Raw genomic sequence first — 17,611 nt, 5'->3', positions numbered from 1 at the left:
CGACTGTTTCTTCGATTTGAGGGCGCGCGCAACGCAACCTTGCGCCTTGGCGATCAAGCCAATGACGGAAAGGTTAATGGAAGACGTTGCAAGCATGAGCTGACACACCCTGAATGAGGCGTCCATCTTTAGGGGATGTGAGTAAATGTGTCAAGCCCGCGCAGGCAATCCAAGTTGACTATTTCACTGGAATTCAGCGGTCGCTGAAAGGCGCTACAGATCGCACGGGATCTCTTCGGGGTCGCCCCGAAGAGATCGATTGGCGTCAGCGTTCAAGGCTACGCCAGCAACCGGGCATACCGATCCAGGTCAATATTGCCTCCGCTCACGATCACGCCGATGCGTTTACCCTCCAGCAGCTTGCCCATGTCACGCACAGCGGCCAACCCCAGGCATCCGGTAGGCTCTACGACCATCTTCATGCGCTCGGCAAAAAAGCGCATACCCTCGGCCAGTTGAGCGTCTGTGACCGTCAGGATGTCATCAACGTCGCGACGAATGATCGGGAATGTGTAGTGCCCCAGATGCTGGGTCTGGGCGCCGTCGGCGAGGGTGTCCGGCGTGTCGATGTGAACAATTTCTCCGCTGCGAAGCGATTGTTGTCCATCATTCCCCGCCAGTGGTTCTACACCGTACAGCTTGCAGTCAGGCGACAGGACGCGGGTTGCCAGGGCACCGCCTGCCAACAGTCCGCCGCCGCCGAGGCAAACGAACAGCGCGTCCAGCGGGCCGGTCTCTTGCAATAACTCCAGGGTCGCCGTGCCTTGCCCTGCGATGACGTCCGGGTGGTCATAGGATGGGATCAACGTGTAGCCATGCTCCTCGGCCAGTTTTCGACCAATGGCTTCGCGGTCCTCGCTGTAACGATCATAGAGCACCACACTGGCTCCATATTCGCGTGTCGCAGCCATTTTCGAAGCCGGAGCGTCATGGGGCATCACGATTGTCGCGGGAATCCCCAAGATACGTGCAGACAAGGCGATGCCCTGGGCGTGATTGCCGGAAGAAAATGCCACCACGCCGGCTTTGCGCTGGCGCTCGTCGAAACGCGCTAATGCATTAAATGCACCGCGGAACTTGAAAGCGCCCATGCGCTGGTAGTTCTCGCACTTGAAGAACACCTCGGCCCCCAGTTGTCCGTTCAACGTGCGTGAGGTCAGCACCGGGGTGCGATGCGCGTGCCCCTGGATACGTTCGGCGGCGTCGAGTACGTCTTGATAGGTCGGGAGCGTCAGTTGCGTTGTGGTCATAGGTGCCTCGCTTTTGATAGGTGAATGTTCAGATGCGTGCGCAATCGATACGCTCAGGCAGTCGCCGCAAGCGCCATGGCTTCTACCTCGACGGCTGACCCAAAATGCAATTCAGACACGCCTGCAACAGCTCGGGCGGGCCGGTGATCACCTAACCATTGTTCGTAGAGGCGATTGAAAGTCGGCCATTGATCGATGTCGGTGACGTAGACGCGTACTTGCACCAGGCGGTCTTTGCCCACACCCGCACGCGCCAGGCAATGCTCAAGATTGGCCAGGACCTGGCGGGTCTGCTCCTCGAAACTCCTGTCTGCCAACGCCTGCCCCTGGGCATTGATAGGCAACTGTCCCGAAATCATCACAAACCCTCCGGCGATACAGACGTGAGCATAGTGCCCCGCAGGAGGACTGATGGAGCGACTGTTGGCGCACTGGATGGCGGGGATTAGCATGGCGATACCTTTATTCAGGGCGAGGAGAACCGGCCCCTCACGGAGTGGGGAAAAACATTGCCGGAGTAATGCCGGTACGAAACCGGCGAGGGTTATTTCACGTAGCTGTAAACCGCCGCGCGGGACACGCCCAAATGCTGGGCGATGACCTCCATCGACTTGCGCACTTCCAGATAACCGGTGCTCTTCAGTTCGCGAAGCAACAAACGTTTGTCTTCGGCCTTCAGGGCGCGTGGTGTCGTGGCCTGACGCGCGGCGAACTCGTCGATACGCTGGCGGATGGCGTCAGCGTTGCTGGTGTCCAGGTTTTCCGTAATACCATTCTTGACCACATGGGTGAATTGCCCCATGGCGCTTTGCAGGCTCTGGAACAAACTCAAGTCCAGGTTCATGCACAGTGCCGCAACATACTGGCCGTTCGAGTCCTTGATCCCGATCGAGGTGCTCTTGGCCTGCCGGCCATCGGGAAAACGGTTGGCATAGTTGGCGATCACTTCCGGATACTGCGCATCCGCAATGCGGGCCAGGCCGAGTTCGGTGGCCGGGTCGCCTACCCGACGCCCCGAAAGGTTGTTGTGAATCGCATGAATGGCGTGATTGGGGTCTTGCAGGTCATGCACCACCACTTCGCAAAAAGGCGCGAATGTTTCACCCAGCCCCTGCGCAATTTGCCCCAATTGGTTGAGGATGTTTGTGGCTTCGTCGTTTTTTGCGCTCATGGTGCAAGCTCATGCCAGTGGTGAATTGAGAGGTTTGGAAAACTATTCAGGCGACCGGATTGGGCGCGGGGACGGGCTCGCGCGCCGACCTGCGGATTTGACCTGATTCTGTCAGCGCGGCGGGCGCCGGGTCATCGCCGTTGCGTTGCCCCATCCAGCGGGCAATCGCCATGGTTGCCACCCCGTTACCCAGAACGTTGGTAAGTGTACGCACAGTGTCCATCAAACGGTCGACACCCAGAATCAAGGCAAGGCCAGCTAATGGGATGTCGGGGAACATCGTCAGGGAAGCCGCCAGTGTGATGAAGGCCCCTCCGCTCACGCCAGCAACCCCTTTGGAGGTCAGCAGAAACACCAACAATAACGACAACTGCTCGGACCAACCTAGATCGAGCCCCGCGGCCTGAGCAATGAACAGCACAGCCACGGTGAGATAAATGGATGACCCGTCCAGGTTGAATGAATATCCGGCGGGCACTACAAATCCGGTAACGCTCTTGCTGCAACCCGCTTCCTGGAGTTTGGTCATTAAGCCCGGCAGCGCCGCTTCCGATGAAGTCGTTGTAAACGCGATAATCAACTCCTTGCGGATCAGCTTGACGAACCACCAGAGGCTGAATCCGGTGAGGCGCGCAATACTGGCGAACACCAGCACAATCATCAATGCACACCCCAGATACACCAGACCGATCATCTTGATCAGTGGCAGCAGTGCCGCAAGACCGAATTTTCCTATCGTGAACGCCACGGCAGCGAAGACGCCGATAGGTGCCAAACGCAGAATGACGCCGACGACCTTGAAGCTGGCGTCAGTCCATAAACGAAGATGTTGTGCCAAGGGTTCGGCACGTTCGCCCAATGCGAATAATGCATAACCAAACAACAGTGCGACTAATAGGATCTGCAACATCGCGCCGCCGGCCAGCGCGTCAAGCACGGTTTTGGGTATCACATTGAGCAGGAAGTCGACCGTGGAGAGTGCTTGGCCGGCTTGAGCGAACGATGCCACGGTTGCAACGCCATCCGCAGGAATCGACAGCCCTTCGCCAGGTTTGAAGAGGTTGCCCAGCACCAACCCCAGCACCAGCGCAACGGTGCTGATGACCTCAAAATATATCAGCGTAACGGCGCTCAGCCGCCCAAGGCCTGTGCCTTTCCTGATCTGGGAAAAACCGCTGGCCACGGTAAGAAATACGATCAGGCCTGCAACCATTTTTATCAGTTTGACAAAAGCTCCAGCCAGCGGATTGAGTTGTGCGGCGAAATGCGGCCAGAGCAGTCCAACGAAGGTCCCCAGTAGTAACCCAATGAATAGCTGAAAGGTCAGCGAGTAAATCAGTGGCGAACCTGTGTTTGCAGCGGATGAAGATGTTGACATTACGGCACTCCAATCAGGGTGGCAGAAGTCAGAAATGCGTCGAGACGGCGCTGTTTATTGTTATGGGCAGCCGCTCTTGGGGCTGCGATGACAAAATATCCATAAATAATCAAAATGTCTAGATGCTGGATGTTATGTCTTTATAAAGCGTTCTGATTTTACGTAGCTACCTGTAAAACCTAACCCACCAGTACCACCGTCAAGAATCACGTCGCTCATCGACAGGTGCATGGTGTGCCATCAGCTCCGCGACCCAATCAATGAACACGCGCACCTTGATGCTGATATGCCGGTTCGGGGGAAATGCCACGTAGATCGGCATCGGATCGAGGCTCCAGTTCTCGAACAGGGGCACCAGCTCGCCGCGTGCTTCGAAGGTTTTGGACATGTACTTGGGCAGCCAAAGTACACCCAGCCCGGCCAGGCCGGCCGCGAGGTAGGCGTTGCCATCATCGACTGCCAGCGCGTAGCGACCTTTGACCAGGAGGCTCTCAGCGTGGTTGCGCATGGAGTAGGGCAGGGCTTTGCCGGTGCGCGCCCACAAGAAACCGACGATACGATGCTGCGAATCCTCCAGCTCCCGCGGATGCGTGGGGATACCGATGCGTGCCAGGTAGCTCGGTGCGGCGAAAACGCCAAGCTGGAGGTCGCCTACCTTCCGGGCCATCAGCGACTGATCCTTTATCTCGCCGCCACGCACCACGCAATCGATGTTCTCACCGATCATATCCACGATCCGGTCACTGACGCCCATGTCGATCTGGATGTCGGGGTAGCGCAAGTAAAACCCAGGCAATTCGGGGACGAGAATCATGCTGGCCAGAGGGCTCGGCACATCCACCCGCAACCGACCCCTGGGCAGCGTCGAGGCGCTGGACAGGCTGGTCTCGGCGTCGTCCATGTCGGCCAGTAGCCGCAGAACTCGCTCGTAATAGACTGCACCATCGGCAGTGACGTTGACTTTGCGCGTCGTGCGGTTAAGCAATTTAACCCGCAACCGTGCCTCCAACTGCTGTACCAGTTGTGTCACGGTGGTCTTGCTCATATGCAGTGTTTCGGCCGCCTTGGTGAAGCTGCCAGCTTCCACCACGCGAGCAAATGCCTGCATTGCATCAAAACGGTCCATTGCTGCCTCCGCTATCGAGCAGATTGTTTGGGTTTAACAAACAGTGCTAGCTAAGGTTGCGTGTTTATCGCCTTGGTACAAGTCCTTACAGTCTCTGCATCGTTAGTTCCGGGTCGACGTTGACCCATTGATGGAGGCACCTATGACGCAGCGTGACGTGGTTTTTCCAGCTGGACGCCAGGCGCTTTACGAGCGCAATCGCTATTCGCCGGCTATCAAGTCCAATGGCTTTCTATTCGTGTCGGGGCAAGTCGGCAGTCACGAAGACGGCTCGCCCGAACCCGATCTGGAGGCCCAGGTCCGACTCGCGTTCAGCAACCTGAATGCAATCCTGGTCGCCGCCGGTTGCACCTTCGACGATGTGATTGACGTCACCGTCTTCATCGTCGATCCCGAATCGAAGTTCGAGACGATCTGGAAGGTTGTGCCGGAGTTCTGGGGGAGGGCGCCACACCCGACGCTGACCGGCGTGGGTGTTACTTGGCTCTATGGTTACCAGTTCGAGATCAAGGTGATTGCCAAATTGCCGGAAAACACCGGTGGATGATTTGGCAATCGATTACGTAAGGGCACGCCGTTCAAACCCTGCGTGCCCTCAATAACGCCGCCGCAGACAACAGGTAAGCTGGCGCTCCTATTACGGCATGGAAATCTTGTACTCGGCGAGCTTCGCCTTGTGCTCCTCCTGCAGGTACTTCTTGTTGACGATCTGCGAGAACTTCGTGAAGTCGGCCTTGGCGTCGTCCCTGTCGCCCAAATGGTCATACGCGATCCCCCGCGCATAATAGGCCCAGGCATAGTCCGGTTGACGCTGGAGGCCGGTACTGAATGCTTCAGCGGCCTCTCGGTACTGACCCAGGTCTGTCAGCGCGAGGCCCAAATGATAGTAGGTCGGCATGTGGAAGCCGGAACCCTTCCCAGCTTCTCCCATCCCGTTGTCAAGGTTGTACTGCACGAGTTCAAGGGCTTTTTTCGGGTTGCCAGCGTCGCGATACATGGCGCTCAGGTCCAGGTTGGCGCGCGGATCAGGCTTGACCTCCAGTTGCATGGATTTTTCCTTGGCGGTCACGGCTTCGGGAAAGTGCTTGAGGTTGCTGTAGGCGTCGGCCTGCACCGCGTAAATCAAACTTTGCAGCGAGGCGGGCAGCGTATTTTTCTGCAGGCATAGATCACCTTCCTGCAGCACCAGAGGGTAGTTTTCGGCTCTGGACGCTTTGAACTGATTAGTGCAGTGGACAAGGTTGGCTTTTTGCGGGTTCTGCATCCCTGCGCAACCTGTGAGGATGACGGCGCAGACGATCAGTGCCGGCCAGCGAGTAGTCATGATAAGCATCCTTGTCAGTCGAGCAGATGAGCGTTGAGGTCAGGGCGATAGACCTGCAACAGCGGCGCGGTCACGGTGCCTTGTAGCGAACAGAACACGGTGGTGTGTCCCGCGAGCGGCGGTGTCGAGTCGCCCGTGTCGACGATCAGCACGCGGTCTACGAACCCAAACGGCGTGGCGACGCCAGGGCCGGTCAGTCCTTCGGTGCGCCATTGGCCGATAGGGTCCCCGATGCGGCGAATTTCGGCGCGGGTAATGGCTTTGCCCTGACTGACAAAGCGTGCGTTATCAACGATCAGCGGCTTGAGTTTTGCGGCCACCTCTTGCGGCGAGCCATCGGCAACAAAACCCCAGAACAAAAAATTGCCGAGGTTCTTGATGGTTTCGGCCTGATTGTAATAGCCGACCATACGCACACCATTAACGATCAGGGGCGTTTCGAAGTGTTGGTAAGTGCCACCTTCCTGCAGCGGACTCATGATGCTCGGTGCCTTGACCGAGCCGTAGTCACTCAGGCGCAAGGTACCTGCAGGCAGGTGGGCATCGCGTAGGCTCTCGAAGAAATGCGCATCGCAACGAGAGAATTCAGTCAGCAGTTGTTCCGGCGTGGTAACCGTCTGGGCTTGGGCCGTGCACACGGCGCCGACGGCGAGCAAAGCAACGCCGGAAAAAAGAAAGCGGAACATTAAAATCATCCGTGAAATGGGAACAAAGGCTGTCGGCTGATGAGTCGGGAACTTTAGCAATACGGGCCTGTGGGAGAAGGCTGGCATCTCTTTTTGGTTGAAAGCGGGGGTGGGTAGAGCGTGAGCTCGTGGCCGATTTCTGCTTCTGACGAAGGGCTGCAATCGGCCCAGAGTGTGCAAAAACGTTTCGCCAAAATTGAAGTGTCCGCGTCTACGTTAAATCTGAAATTTATCGGCACGTCTGCAGATGTGGATTTCGCGTAGAAACGTGATTTCCAGTCCGGTTTTGAGCACCTGACGCGCTCAAAAACGTTTTTACACAGTCTCGGCCAAAAGCTGCCGCTCACCTGAGATAAATTTTGAACGTCCCAACGCCTGGAATGAGCCCCTCATAGCCGCAAAACAAAGCCCGTTAACATGCCTCTCAACGCGTCGCACATTGGCCTATCCGAAAAAAATCTTTAAGCGCCGCCTGATAGAGCGCCAATGGCTGATTGTCCGTATTGAATAGTGCAAACGGAATCATCGTGAGATGTGAAAACGACGTGGCGTTTATCGAGTAGGTTTTCTGCCTGCAAAAGCGCTGATCCTTATTCAATATAAAATCAAACTTGAAAAGGTTTGTCCGCGTACACCAACTGGGGATCAAACCCAGACTCAGGCCCGTCAAGTAATCTTGTCCGCAAGCGCCGCCAGATGAGAACTCCGAGATCTTTATTTCTAATGCCGGCAGGGTCGTGGCGGCAAGGCTGGAGCCTGTATCCTGTGCATCGGGAATAACTTTGAGTGTCGCTGCGTATGCGTCCTTGCCGAAGCGACTGTCTTTCCATGGGGAGTTTATTGCGTAACTGAAGCTGGAGATGATTTCTTTTGTTTCGGGCTCAGCGGGTTCGTTGATTGTCGGCTGGGACGAATAAGATGTGCAGCCGGAACAGAGTATCGCAATGCTGACAAACACAAACCCGTTGGCTATTAAGCGACGCATACTCAGTTTTCCCTAACTATCAATTAGCCGACATGCCTGTCACTTAATCCCGTATAACATCTTATCTACACGCCGGATTGCTGAATCAGAATAACAGGGCAGACTGTACGCGCGACACATCGGGAGAGAGAAAAGGCCGCCGCCATGCTTTCTTTGCCCCAATCCAATGCGAACCCGCGAACTTTGAAGGCAAACGCCTGCCCAAACCCCGTCATTACCAAGGTTGCGCCACTAACAGGGAGAAAATAATGAAGCAGGACGCCAGCAAGCGCTCATCAATTCATACCGGCTTGGGCACTGTCATCGCACGCCTGGGGCTGTTGCTCATCGTGCCGTTGGCTGTCGGGGGCTGCACCTTCAAGAAAACCGATGTCCAGAACCCGGCCGAGATGGCCAAGTACGACGCCGCCAGTACGGCGCGCATCCGCCTGATCAGCGGGCAAGGGGCATACGCAGGTTTCGTATCCGGCCAAAGTTGCGAGCAGTATTTCAACGACACTTACAGAAAAGCGCTGGCCGCCCGCGAGCGGCCGCAAGGATGGAATCCTTCGCGTATCGTGCCCAGCGGTCAGAGCACGGATATCTTCGGCATGTGGCCTTCCGACTACCAGAACAATGTCATCGGCATGCCGGCATCCCCGGTCAGCGCGAAGATCGATGAGACGCGCAGGTACTTCGATGAACGTGTGGTCCCGGCCGGGCAGCCGCTGATCGTGTTTGTGGCGTTCGTCACGTCCGGGTCCAGTTGCTCTTCAGCGCCCGTGAGTTTCGTGCCACGCGCAGGCGCCGACTATGAAGTCCGGCAGGCATTCCAGTCGCAAACATTCCAGACAACGTGCCGCAATGAGGTGGTTGAGTTGAAAGCCGGCGAGGAAAAACCGATGTCCCCGAATTACTGCATCCAGGACTCGTCGGGCGATTATCACACCCGCAGCGTTACCCCTGTCAGCCAGGCCGGGCTATAGGATGGCTGCTGTTTGTGCAGCCACTTTCGCGCTGGCCCTTTTGCGCTGAAAAAAGGGCGTTATCAGCCAGCCTAGCTACGCCGAAGCGACGACTGGCGTGTGAGGGCTCCTAGAGAGGGACCTTGGAGAATGAGACAACGGAGCCCCCCAGCCCCATCAACAAATTCCGAAAATGGCACATAGCTAGCCTGTCCCGAATGTCTGTTTCTGGCCCAGAGTGTGTAAAAACGATTTTCGGCGATATAGGCATCTAAAAACGACCTGAAAATCGCGTCTCTATGCAAAATCTGTATCTGCTCACTTGCCGATAAATTTCAGATTTAACGTAAAAGCGCGCACTTCAATTTTGGCAAAGCGTTTTTACACAGCCTGGGCCGGTAGTAGCCTGTCATGAAGCGCTGCTATCGGCCGTTCTCTGCCGGTCGTGTCTCCACTAATCTTGCTGGTCAAAAATGGTGCACATGATTGGTTAAGTCGAACGCAAATGGGGGGGCATATGCAACGCTAATGGGTGGTCAGGTAGGGTGCAATTCCCCACTAGAGCGTCGGTAGCCGGTCCAACGCACAATTGCGCTCCATTTTCGGCTCATCGGCCGTGGGGACGCGCGCGCCCGAATCGACATTGAATATGTCAATGTAACAACCGCTCAGCGCGCCCGGGCTGTCGACAATTCCTCCTTTGATTATGTAACGTGCGCCCGGCGCAAATTCGCTGACAAACGCTATGTTGCACGAGCGATTGGCATTGGCCGCGCCGCGCATCACCAAGTGCAGCGGCTTGCCGGCTTCAATCGGAAAAAAACCCTCCGGCGTCGATACATTCTTATAAACGGAAACCAGCTGCCCTCCCGGCGCAGTCGCCACGGTTCTGCCGTATTTGCAGCCGATGGGAGGCGCCTCGACCAGAGACACGCTGTTTCGATGATTCTCCATCGACACCAATTCGCTGCGGATAAGCGCGTGAGGCGCCCCGGCAGGCACAAGGTATTTCGGCGCTGGGGCGCAGCCTGCAAGCAGCAGAATTGAACACAGGTAAAGAGGCTTCATAATTTCCATATTAATGTCGGTAGAGGGCGGCATTAACTAGCCTGATGAATCAGAATGGGTCAAGTAATAAGTGAGAAGAATAGGCGTCAAACCAAGTTTGAAATAAAGGTGAATCGCCCCTGGTTTATTAGATTGGCGGAATGGCCGATATCTGCCTGTGCTAACAGCTCTGGGTCGATTTCTGCCGGTCACAATAGCCCAGGGCGGGCAAGAAGCAGTCGTTCGTCTTTTCCTCAAGGGCCGGTGCTACGACCGCGGCCCTCTTGTCTTTCCTCCAAGCCCCGCGCTACCCTCGCCACTGCTAAACACCGTTCGCAAAAGGAATTGCTGCAAGGGTGTCTAACCGTTTTTACTTCCGCTCTCCTCGTAAACACTGCACGCCAGAGCGGCAGCGCACGTTCGCCCAAAAATGTTATGCACCCGTTGATGTCTATTTATCGTTAGGCATTTTTATCCGACCTACGCGGGATCCATGTGAAGAAAGCAAAAGCGATTACCAAAAAGAAATCATCCGGCCGGGGCTTTGAGATGTCCTCGTTTTGTGGGTGGGATGGAGAGATTTTAGTTCTGAACATACTTGGAACGCCGAGCGCTAAAAAGGATGCCATCGGCAAGGCGAAAGGAAGTCAACTCAAGATTAGCGTCACCGCCGCACCCGTAGCAGGCAGGGCGACTGACCACATGGTTAAGTTTCTCGCCCGAGAGTTTGACGTCTCGGTTTCTGACATCACGGTGGTGTTCGGTCGTTTTAATTTGAGCAAGCAAATGCGTATAAGGGCGCCCGGCAGCTTACCTGCCGTAGTGGCCAAGGCCCTGTCAGACGCAGAAAACACCTGACCATTGGCTACGGGCGCGATCAGCAAGCACTACGTTGGAACCGCTGGAGGCGGTCGACACCTGGGTCGGTCGGCTCCAGCCGCGAGACTTCCCTCGATTCGCCGAAAATTTCACCGGCGCGTTCAATTCGCTGAAGGCCTCCTGCAAGGCATTCGACTCAGCGCTGTCGGCCACCGCTCTCGACTTGGCCGGCAAAAAATACGGCTTCACCGTCGAGGCCGATGGCCGCCTGAAAGTGCTGGATTCGGCCAGCCGGCTCAGCAGCTCGGATACCCAGCGGCTGACGGATTTGCTCAATCAATCCCCTGTCCTGAAAGCCTACCGCAATGCCTCCATCGACACGGTGGACGCCGATTCGGTCTGGTCGGGCCTGGGCTATTACAGCCTGACCAACGAAAATTTCGCCAAGACCATTGATCTGGCGCCTCTACTCAGGGATTTCGACCCGTCGGATATCAAGGGGCCAAGGCCAATCAACTGGCCTACAAAGGCGAGCGGGCGACGTAAGAAACGGAAGTGGCGATGTATGAGCGGCGTGCAGCGCAGCGGTTCAGTACGCAGGGCTGATCCACTTTGCGTTGTAAGAAATGATGGCGTGCAGGCGGCAGTAGATACGCAAAACCACTACATGGGCTTCTGGTCGATCAGGCTATGGAGTGCTGGTTTGCATCGCTACAAAAAAAAGCCCCCCCACACCGGGCTAAAGTGTAGGGGCCTTTTGAACATAAGCGGTGTTATTCGCATTCCGCGTTCAACCTATCTGTCGTCAACGACCGTAATTGACCCATTGCTATCTTTCTAGGAAAAAAGCTGACAGTTAAAAACTGAGTGTCGGAAGCGTCCAGAAATCCGCGGCTATTCAGTGAATAGCACGCCGATGATCAGAGGAACTCTGTGCTGTTGATTTAAATGGACCTGCAGCCGCGACGCGCTATGTTTCGAGGACTTCTCGCGCCTGATGTTCAACTCGATTGCGCCCCCGTTTTTTTGCGCGATACAGAAGACTGTCGGCCTTTTCCACCAAATCAGTCGAGACAATTACGCCATCTTGATGGTTGGAAGCGACACCTGCGCTGATGGTGACAATGCCTGCTGTACTGCCTCGGTGTTCAATTTTAGCAGCCTCTATTGTTGACCGCACTTCCTCGGCGATCTTTAGTGCACCTGCCAGTTCCGTCTCTGGAAGCAGGATTACAAACTCTTCCCCACCATACCGGGCAGCGAGGTCCGCTGGACGATTTATATTTTTATTTAATAACTCTGCGATGTGCCTTAAACATTCGTCGCCGAGAACATGGCCATAATGGTCATTGTACTGTTTAAACCAATCTATATCGATAACGATGAGCGCTACGCTATTTCCAGTGCGGCATGCTCTCGACCACTCGTGTGCCAATCTAACGTCGAAACACCTGCGGTTAGGCAACCCCGTGAGGCTATCTGTTTTAGCAATGTGCTCTAAATCACGATGTGCAAGACGCAGTTCTTCTTCGGCAACCAACAAACGTTGAATTTGTCGGTAAAAGAGAAAGCCTAGGCTGGTCAGCACCAAAATTATAAGCCCCACCATAACTGATGCGTGATAGACGTAAGTCCACCATGTTGCAAATACCGAATCTAACGATAATCCGGCTGCAGCCACGATCGGAAGGCCGCGTATGCGGCTGTATGCGTAGACGCGTTCTATCCCGTCCACGACGGACGTCAGGGTTGCTGTTCCCTCGTCGCTGTGTATTAAATATCGACTAAACAGCTCTCCCTTTGCGATATTAGTCGTCATTAGCGCGTCAATCATTGGTCGTCGTGCCAGCAAATTACCGTTATTCAGTGCAAGCAGTATCACCCCTTGTTTGTCTACGTCTAAACGCTCAAAGAAACTTTGAAAGTATGCGACGGGCAACGTCGCCAAAACCACGCCGCTGAAGCGGCCATCGGGGTATTGAGTGCGACGGCTGACAGGGATGATCATGTCGCCGGTAGTGCGGCTAAAAATCACCTCGCCTATATGGATGGCTGTGCCCGGATGGTTCCTGTGGTAGATAAAATAAGAACGATCGCTATTGTTTTTTGCGACTGTCTCTGAGGAGAACGAATTAACAACCCAGTCGCCATTCTCGTCGTAAATGAACAACCCTTGAATTCCGTCAGTTGCCTCAACGTTGTTGGCCATTACGTTGGATAAACGAACTCTCTGTTCGTTGCTAAGTTTGTCATTTTCAACGCGCTCTGCAAGGTTGCTGAGAATGCTTTCAGCCTGACGCAAGGTATCTTGAGCCTGCTGCTCGGAGGCCCGAACAATGTTGCGGACAGCAATTTTGGCATTCATCAATCGTTCGTCCGCCGACTGCTTTAACTGCCAAGCAATTGCGGACACCAGCATGACACAGACCAAAAAGATGAATGCTACCAAGCCCACAGAAAGAGCTTTGGGTGTTAATCGACCCGACACGAGCGTTATGGTTTTCATTGAGCTCATCATAGCGTTGAAGTACTGAACCTTCCTGTGAATTTTCTACAATTCATCAGCTTCAGGTTGGGCGTATCCACAGCGATCAGAATACCGAGTCAATATGGGCTTAATAAGCACAACATTCACGTTATAAATCTACATAAGATCGGCGTTATGCACATACTGTATGGCGCAGCCGGGGAGGGGACTAGGATCGGCGGCTGGATTAAATTCACCCTGCACACCCAGTGAAAGGTTCAACATTTCACACCAAAATAGAGCGCCAGTCCCATTGTGGTCCCATGAGGCCATTTTTCCGGAAGCGAAAAACCACAAACCCAAGACTTTCTCTCGGAAAATCATGGGTTTGCGTTTTAATGATTTGGCGGTGAAGAAGAGATTCGAACCCGCATCACTTTAGACGCAAACCGCATCCCATTCAGCGCCCACGCAAGGACTGCTTTTGGCGGATTTGTGCCTGTCGCCAGCGGCGGCGGCCGACCGAGGCTGTGTAAAAACGTTTTCGAACGCCACAGGTACTCAAAACCGGACTAAAAATCGCGCATCTGAGCGAAATCCACATCTGCTGACGTGCCGATAAATTTCAGATTTAACGTAGACGCGCGCAGTTCAATTTTTACGAAGCGTTTTTACACACTCTGGGCCGAAAGCAGTCCGTCAGAATAATTCATAGTGCGCATCATCAGGATTACCCGCCGCCACCAAAACTCCTGACGCGCCAGCGCCCATATTCCCACCTTGGCCGTAACCGATTCGTCCTGCATCTGCGGGTCGGCCGCCACAGCTGAATCGCCAGATACAACAGATGCGCCGCCCCGACGATCTTGATCGCGTAGAACAACAACTCCGACGTTTGCAGCACCACCGCCAACGCGGCGGAGGGGTGGGCGATCATGCCGGAGAAGGCAAGCAGGCTGGGAAGGTCGAGGATAAAGGCGCTTGAGGGGGTAAGATAATCCGAGCCCTAAAGCTTGACCCATCGCCGTCGATAACCTCTATGAACCAATCAATCATGGACCGATGAAATGGTGCTTACCGTCAGCGCTACCTATATCCCGCCCGCCAATACCAGCCTTACGCCCTCTGCCCCGATACTCGTGGCCACGCCTCTGACGGATGTCGCGAAGGACGTCTTGGCCAGCGCCAGCCCTGCAGCCGTCTACCATCCCAGCAAAGACGTTGAATCTATGGAATCGCCGGAGGCTATCGATACCTGGGTCGGTCGGTCCGCATCGCGAGCGCTTCCTCGGTTCGTCGAGATCGCCAAAGGCGCGCAAAGCGCGCTGAAAGCCACGTTCAATACGTTCCAGTCAACGCTGGCAGCGACTTATCCGGATTTAGCCGGCAAGAAATATGGCTTTACGGTGGAGGCCGATGGCGCGCTGAAGGTGCTCAATCAGGCCGGCGAGCTCAGCAGTTCGCAGACTCAGCAGCTGACCCTGCTGCTGAATCAATCCAAGGATCTGAAAGCCGCCGCCATTACGTTCCGCGACGCATCTATCGACATGGTCGATGCCGATTCGCCGTGGTCCGGTAACTACATGGGCCGCTACAGCCTGACCCAGGAGAACTTCGCCGCCACGCTTGATTTGGTGCCATTGTTCAACAGCCCTGGCTCGGTGCCTGCCCAGGAGTACGTGGCCGGGCTGTTTTTTAGCCAGATGGAGTACAAAGGCGAACTGGCGACGCGCGAGACGGAAACCGCGATGCGTGAGCGCCGCGTTGCGCAGGGGCTTGCATCGCTCTACTAATGGGGCGTGTCCTCCTCTCTCAGCGCACGGATGAAGCCTGCGTTCGTGCGTCTTCTGCGCCAACCTGAAGATCGAAAACGGCTACCCGAGCCGGTAGCCGTGGGCGCCGCAACCGTCAGAAACTGTACTTCGCCGTCACGCCAAAGCTGCGCGGGTTGCCGTAGGTGTCGGTGGAGCCCCAGGTGGGGCTGGCGCCGATCGCCGAGTAGTAGGTGCGGTCGAAGATGTTGTTCGCGTTCACTTGCAGGTCCAGGTGCTTGTTCACTTGGTAACCGGCCATCAAATCCGCTACCGCATAGCTGCCTTGCTCCAGGCGATAGTAGCTGCCGTTGGTGAGGGCGATGTCGTTGTACATGCGGCTTTGCCAGTAGACGTTGCCACCGATGCGCAGTTTTTCCAGCGGGCCCTGGAAGCGGTAGGACGTGGTGAGTTTGAACAGGCGCTCCGGGGTATCGGTGTCGAAGCGCTGGTTGTCGTTGGCGGGGTTGCTGTCCTTGATGAAATGCGCGCGGGTGTAGGTGAAGCCGCCGCCGACTTGCCAGTTCTCGGTGAGGGCGCCTTGCAGTTCCAGGTCGATACCCTGGCTGCGCACCAGGCCGGCTGCGCCATAGCAGGTGAGCACCGGGCAACCGGCCTGGGTGGCGGCGGTGGTGGCGCGGTTTTTCTGGTCGACCTGGAACACCGCCAGACTGGCGTTGAGCGCGCCGTTGAAGTATTCGCCCTTGATGCCCACTTCGTAATTTTCGCCCACGATCGGCTCCAGCACCTTGCCTGAGAGGTCTTTTTCGCTTTGTGGGGTGAAGATGTCGGTGTAGCTGGCATAGACCGAGTGGTGCTCGTCGAGGTCGTAGATCACCCCGGCATAGCGCGTCAGGTTGCGCGTGACTTTGTAGTCGCCGTCTTGGCTTTGGCGGTCGTCGTAGTCGTACCAGTCCAGGCGCGCACCGAGGATGACCTTGAGCGGGTCGGCCAGGTTCAGGCGTGTGGTCAGGTAGACGCCGTCCTGGGTGGTGAGGCTGTGGGTTTTGCCGTTGCGCTGGAAGTCGGGTTTGGCGCCGTTGAGCGGGTAATTGGTGTCGTAAGGGCTGTATTCCTTGGAGGTGGCGTCGTAAATGCGTTTGCTGGTGCCGACCACCACTTCGTGGGTGCGGCCGAAGGCCTCGACCGGGCCGCTGGCGAAGGTATCGAACGCGTATTGTTTGTTGTCCTGGTGCGATTGGTAGGCGGTGCGCGCCAGCTCGGTTTGGTAGCGCGACTGGTAACTGCCGGTGAACACGCCGTCCAATTGCGACGCGGAGCCGGAGACGTTGAGTTTCCAGCCATTGTCGAAGCGGTGCTCGACGTCGCCGAACACCGTGTTGATCGCAAGCTCCTTGTTTTCCCAGTCGCTGCCGGGGTTGGTGGAGCGGGGCAGGTTCAGGTGATGGCCGTCTGTGCCGATGGGCAGGCCGCCCCAGAAGAAGTTGGTCTGGTCTTCCTGTCGGGAGAAGCCGAGGGTGGCGGTGGTGTCTTCGCTCAGGTCGGCTTCGCTGATGGCGTAGAACAGGCCGTGGTCGCTGGTTTCGTTGTCGCGGAAGCTGTTGGCGTCGCGGTACGAGCCGACCACACGGCCGCGCAGGGTACCGCTGTCGTTCAAGGCGCTGGATGCATCGAGTTCCATGCGGTAGTCATCCCAACTGCCGGCGGCGCCGGTGATTGACACCTGCGGCGTAGCGGTTGGGCGCTTGCGCACAAAGTTGATCGCTGCCGACGGGTTGCCGGCGCCGGTGACCAGGCCGGTGGCGCCGCGAATCACTTCGACCCGGTCGAACATCGCCAGGTTGGGCTGCACGCTGTTGGCGTAGCCCGAGTAGGCGCTGGGCAGGCCGTCGAACATCATGTTGTCGATGTCGAAGCCGCGCGAGCTGTAGGTCTGACGGCCCGGGCCTTCAGCCTGGCTGAGGAACAGGCCGGGCGTGTTCTTGACCACATCGTTGACACTGGTCATGGCCTGGTCGTCCATGCGCTGGCGGGTGATCACGGTCACGGCCTGCGGGGTTTCGCGCATGGTCAACGGCAACTTGGTGGCCGTCGCCATGGCGCCGGTGGTGTAAGACTGTGTGCCTTCGGTGGTCTCGCCGAGTTGCTCGCCGCTGATCTCGGTGGCGCCCAGTTCAAGCGGTGCCGGTGCTTTTTCGGTGTCTGCCGCCAGCGTTGTCTGGGTGCCGCTGAGGCAGAGCGCCAATGCCAGTAGACTGGGTGAAAAACGCGTGCCGACAGGTTGTTGAACGAACATGAATCTGAGCCTCCCCGAGCGCCTTTTATGGCGAATGATAAGCGAATCGATAACTATTCGTATCAGTGTGGCAGATTGAATCCGGCCAAAAAAGGCTTTGGGGGGAATTACTTAACAAGATTTTCACATTTTACTGGGTGGCAGTTTGCCGCCAGCGCGCGAAATCATCCGAAGTTGCCGCTGTTGCGTGAGGCCGCAACCGCCAGCGGGCTGGCGGTCAAGCCGACGCTATTGCGTGGCGGTACGGTGAAAAAAGGAGCCTTTAGAATGACTGCCGGTCAGTTAAGGGATAAAGCGGTAACCGGTAGCCCGTGGCGAGGGCGCTTGCTCCCGTTGGACTGCGTAG

16 protein-coding genes and 1 pseudogene are annotated in these 17,611 nt (G+C 56.3%); 5 read left to right on the top strand and 12 right to left on the bottom strand.

Annotated elements, in window-relative coordinates; genetic code table 11:
- Positions 1–278: 278 nt before the first annotated feature.
- The 5 genes from ACP7CJ_RS21000 to ACP7CJ_RS20980 form a co-directional block, all read right to left on the bottom strand.
- Positions 279–1,250: a threo-3-hydroxy-L-aspartate ammonia-lyase gene (locus ACP7CJ_RS21000; protein WP_426101657.1), complete on the bottom strand. Its 972-nt coding sequence runs from the start codon at positions 1,248–1,250 to the stop codon at positions 279–281.
- A 53-nt stretch (positions 1,251–1,303) separates the two neighbouring features.
- On the bottom strand, positions 1,304–1,702 hold the full coding sequence (locus tag ACP7CJ_RS20995; RefSeq protein ID WP_426101655.1) for a RidA family protein: 399 nt from the start codon (positions 1,700–1,702) through the stop codon (positions 1,304–1,306).
- Between the two features lie 92 nt (positions 1,703–1,794).
- Positions 1,795–2,421, bottom strand: a complete 627-nt coding sequence (locus tag ACP7CJ_RS20990; RefSeq protein ID WP_426101653.1) for a helix-turn-helix transcriptional regulator — start codon at positions 2,419–2,421, stop codon at positions 1,795–1,797.
- 46 nt (positions 2,422–2,467) lie between these two features.
- Positions 2,468–3,799 (bottom strand): cation:dicarboxylate symporter family transporter, encoded by a 1,332-nt coding sequence (locus tag ACP7CJ_RS20985; protein ID WP_426101651.1) that lies wholly within the window; start codon positions 3,797–3,799, stop codon positions 2,468–2,470.
- Positions 3,800–3,998: 199 nt separating this feature from the next.
- Positions 3,999–4,925: a LysR substrate-binding domain-containing protein gene (locus tag ACP7CJ_RS20980; protein ID WP_426101649.1), complete on the bottom strand. Its 927-nt coding sequence runs from the start codon at positions 4,923–4,925 to the stop codon at positions 3,999–4,001.
- Positions 4,926–5,067: 142 nt separating this feature from the next.
- On the opposite strand from ACP7CJ_RS20980, the gene ACP7CJ_RS20975 reads away from it, so the two are divergent.
- The gene (locus ACP7CJ_RS20975) at positions 5,068–5,472 is read left to right on the top strand and encodes a RidA family protein (protein WP_253396256.1); all 405 of its coding nucleotides are present in this window, start codon (positions 5,068–5,070) and stop codon (positions 5,470–5,472) included.
- Between the two features lie 90 nt (positions 5,473–5,562).
- Here ACP7CJ_RS20975 and ACP7CJ_RS20970 read toward each other — a convergent pair whose 3' ends face one another.
- The 3 genes from ACP7CJ_RS20970 to ACP7CJ_RS20960 form a co-directional block, all read right to left on the bottom strand.
- Positions 5,563–6,249 (bottom strand): tetratricopeptide repeat protein, encoded by a 687-nt coding sequence (locus ACP7CJ_RS20970; protein WP_426101647.1) that lies wholly within the window; start codon positions 6,247–6,249, stop codon positions 5,563–5,565.
- A gap of 14 nt (positions 6,250–6,263) precedes the next feature.
- Entirely contained in the window at positions 6,264–6,935 is a 672-nt protein-coding gene (locus ACP7CJ_RS20965; protein ID WP_426101645.1) for a hypothetical protein, read from the bottom strand.
- 424 nt (positions 6,936–7,359) lie between these two features.
- Positions 7,360–7,920, bottom strand: coding sequence for a hypothetical protein (locus ACP7CJ_RS20960; protein WP_426101643.1), 561 nt, complete (start codon positions 7,918–7,920; stop codon positions 7,360–7,362).
- 248 nt (positions 7,921–8,168) lie between these two features.
- Here ACP7CJ_RS20960 and ACP7CJ_RS20955 point away from each other — a divergent pair, with 248 nt between their 5' ends.
- A complete protein-coding gene (locus tag ACP7CJ_RS20955; protein ID WP_426101641.1) occupies positions 8,169–8,885 on the top strand; it encodes a hypothetical protein in 717 nt (238 codons plus the stop codon).
- A 537-nt stretch (positions 8,886–9,422) separates the two neighbouring features.
- Here ACP7CJ_RS20955 and ACP7CJ_RS20950 read toward each other — a convergent pair.
- Positions 9,423–9,965, bottom strand: coding sequence for a hypothetical protein (locus ACP7CJ_RS20950; RefSeq protein WP_426101639.1), 543 nt, complete (start codon positions 9,963–9,965; stop codon positions 9,423–9,425).
- Between the two features lie 441 nt (positions 9,966–10,406).
- Here ACP7CJ_RS20950 and ACP7CJ_RS20945 point away from each other — a divergent pair, with 441 nt between their 5' ends.
- A complete protein-coding gene (locus tag ACP7CJ_RS20945; RefSeq protein WP_247404021.1) occupies positions 10,407–10,769 on the top strand; it encodes a DUF167 domain-containing protein in 363 nt (120 codons plus the stop codon).
- Positions 10,770–10,803: 34 nt separating this feature from the next.
- A complete protein-coding gene (locus tag ACP7CJ_RS20940) occupies positions 10,804–11,571 on the top strand; it encodes a hypothetical protein (protein WP_276192812.1) in 768 nt (255 codons plus the stop codon).
- 129 nt (positions 11,572–11,700) lie between these two features.
- Here ACP7CJ_RS20940 and ACP7CJ_RS20935 read toward each other — a convergent pair whose 3' ends face one another.
- Positions 11,701–13,236 (bottom strand): sensor domain-containing diguanylate cyclase, encoded by a 1,536-nt coding sequence (locus tag ACP7CJ_RS20935; protein ID WP_426101637.1) that lies wholly within the window; start codon positions 13,234–13,236, stop codon positions 11,701–11,703.
- Between the two features lie 687 nt (positions 13,237–13,923).
- Positions 13,924–14,161: pseudogene (locus tag ACP7CJ_RS20930) on the bottom strand (LysE family translocator); the annotation flags it as partial.
- A 103-nt stretch (positions 14,162–14,264) separates the two neighbouring features.
- Between ACP7CJ_RS20930 and ACP7CJ_RS20925 the strand changes: the two are divergent.
- Positions 14,265–14,990 carry a hypothetical protein gene (locus tag ACP7CJ_RS20925; protein ID WP_426101635.1) on the top strand — a complete coding sequence of 242 codons (726 nt, stop codon included), beginning with the start codon at positions 14,265–14,267 and terminating at the stop codon, positions 14,988–14,990.
- A gap of 115 nt (positions 14,991–15,105) precedes the next feature.
- Here the strand turns inward: ACP7CJ_RS20925 and ACP7CJ_RS20920 are convergent, their stop codons facing one another.
- Positions 15,106–17,265, bottom strand: a complete 2,160-nt coding sequence (locus ACP7CJ_RS20920) for a TonB-dependent siderophore receptor (RefSeq protein WP_426101633.1) — start codon at positions 17,263–17,265, stop codon at positions 15,106–15,108.
- Positions 17,266–17,611 lie beyond the last annotated feature (346 nt).

Origin of the sequence: Pseudomonas sp. PSPC3-2 (assembly GCF_049897085.1) — a bacterium.
GTDB classification, from domain to species: Bacteria; Pseudomonadota; Gammaproteobacteria; order Pseudomonadales; family Pseudomonadaceae; genus Aquipseudomonas; species Aquipseudomonas paraveronii.
The sequence above is the reverse complement of the archived record's forward strand: the minus strand, read 5'-3'. Positions and strand labels throughout refer to the sequence as shown.

What these genes read in the sequence shown, in the direction of transcription:
- ACP7CJ_RS21000 (WP_426101657.1), bottom strand. Translation starts at nt 1,250, where the DNA reads ATGACCACAACGCAACTGACGCTCCCGACCTATCAAGACGTACTCGAC.
- ACP7CJ_RS20995 (WP_426101655.1), bottom strand. Translation starts at nt 1,702, where the DNA reads ATGCTAATCCCCGCCATCCAGTGCGCCAACAGTCGCTCCATCAGTCCT.
- ACP7CJ_RS20990 (WP_426101653.1), bottom strand. Translation starts at nt 2,421, where the DNA reads ATGAGCGCAAAAAACGACGAAGCCACAAACATCCTCAACCAATTGGGG.
- ACP7CJ_RS20985 (WP_426101651.1), bottom strand. Translation starts at nt 3,799, where the DNA reads ATGTCAACATCTTCATCCGCTGCAAACACAGGTTCGCCACTGATTTAC.
- ACP7CJ_RS20980 (WP_426101649.1), bottom strand. Translation starts at nt 4,925, where the DNA reads ATGGACCGTTTTGATGCAATGCAGGCATTTGCTCGCGTGGTGGAAGCT.
- ACP7CJ_RS20975 (WP_253396256.1), top strand. Translation starts at nt 5,068, where the DNA reads ATGACGCAGCGTGACGTGGTTTTTCCAGCTGGACGCCAGGCGCTTTAC.
- ACP7CJ_RS20970 (WP_426101647.1), bottom strand. Translation starts at nt 6,249, where the DNA reads ATGACTACTCGCTGGCCGGCACTGATCGTCTGCGCCGTCATCCTCACA.
- ACP7CJ_RS20965 (WP_426101645.1), bottom strand. Translation starts at nt 6,935, where the DNA reads ATGTTCCGCTTTCTTTTTTCCGGCGTTGCTTTGCTCGCCGTCGGCGCC.
- ACP7CJ_RS20960 (WP_426101643.1), bottom strand. Translation starts at nt 7,920, where the DNA reads ATGCGTCGCTTAATAGCCAACGGGTTTGTGTTTGTCAGCATTGCGATA.
- ACP7CJ_RS20955 (WP_426101641.1), top strand. Translation starts at nt 8,169, where the DNA reads ATGAAGCAGGACGCCAGCAAGCGCTCATCAATTCATACCGGCTTGGGC.
- ACP7CJ_RS20950 (WP_426101639.1), bottom strand. Translation starts at nt 9,965, where the DNA reads ATGCCGCCCTCTACCGACATTAATATGGAAATTATGAAGCCTCTTTAC.
- ACP7CJ_RS20935 (WP_426101637.1), bottom strand. Translation starts at nt 13,236, where the DNA reads ATGAAAACCATAACGCTCGTGTCGGGTCGATTAACACCCAAAGCTCTT.
- ACP7CJ_RS20925 (WP_426101635.1), top strand. Translation starts at nt 14,265, where the DNA reads ATGGTGCTTACCGTCAGCGCTACCTATATCCCGCCCGCCAATACCAGC.
- ACP7CJ_RS20920 (WP_426101633.1), bottom strand. Translation starts at nt 17,265, where the DNA reads ATGTTCGTTCAACAACCTGTCGGCACGCGTTTTTCACCCAGTCTACTG.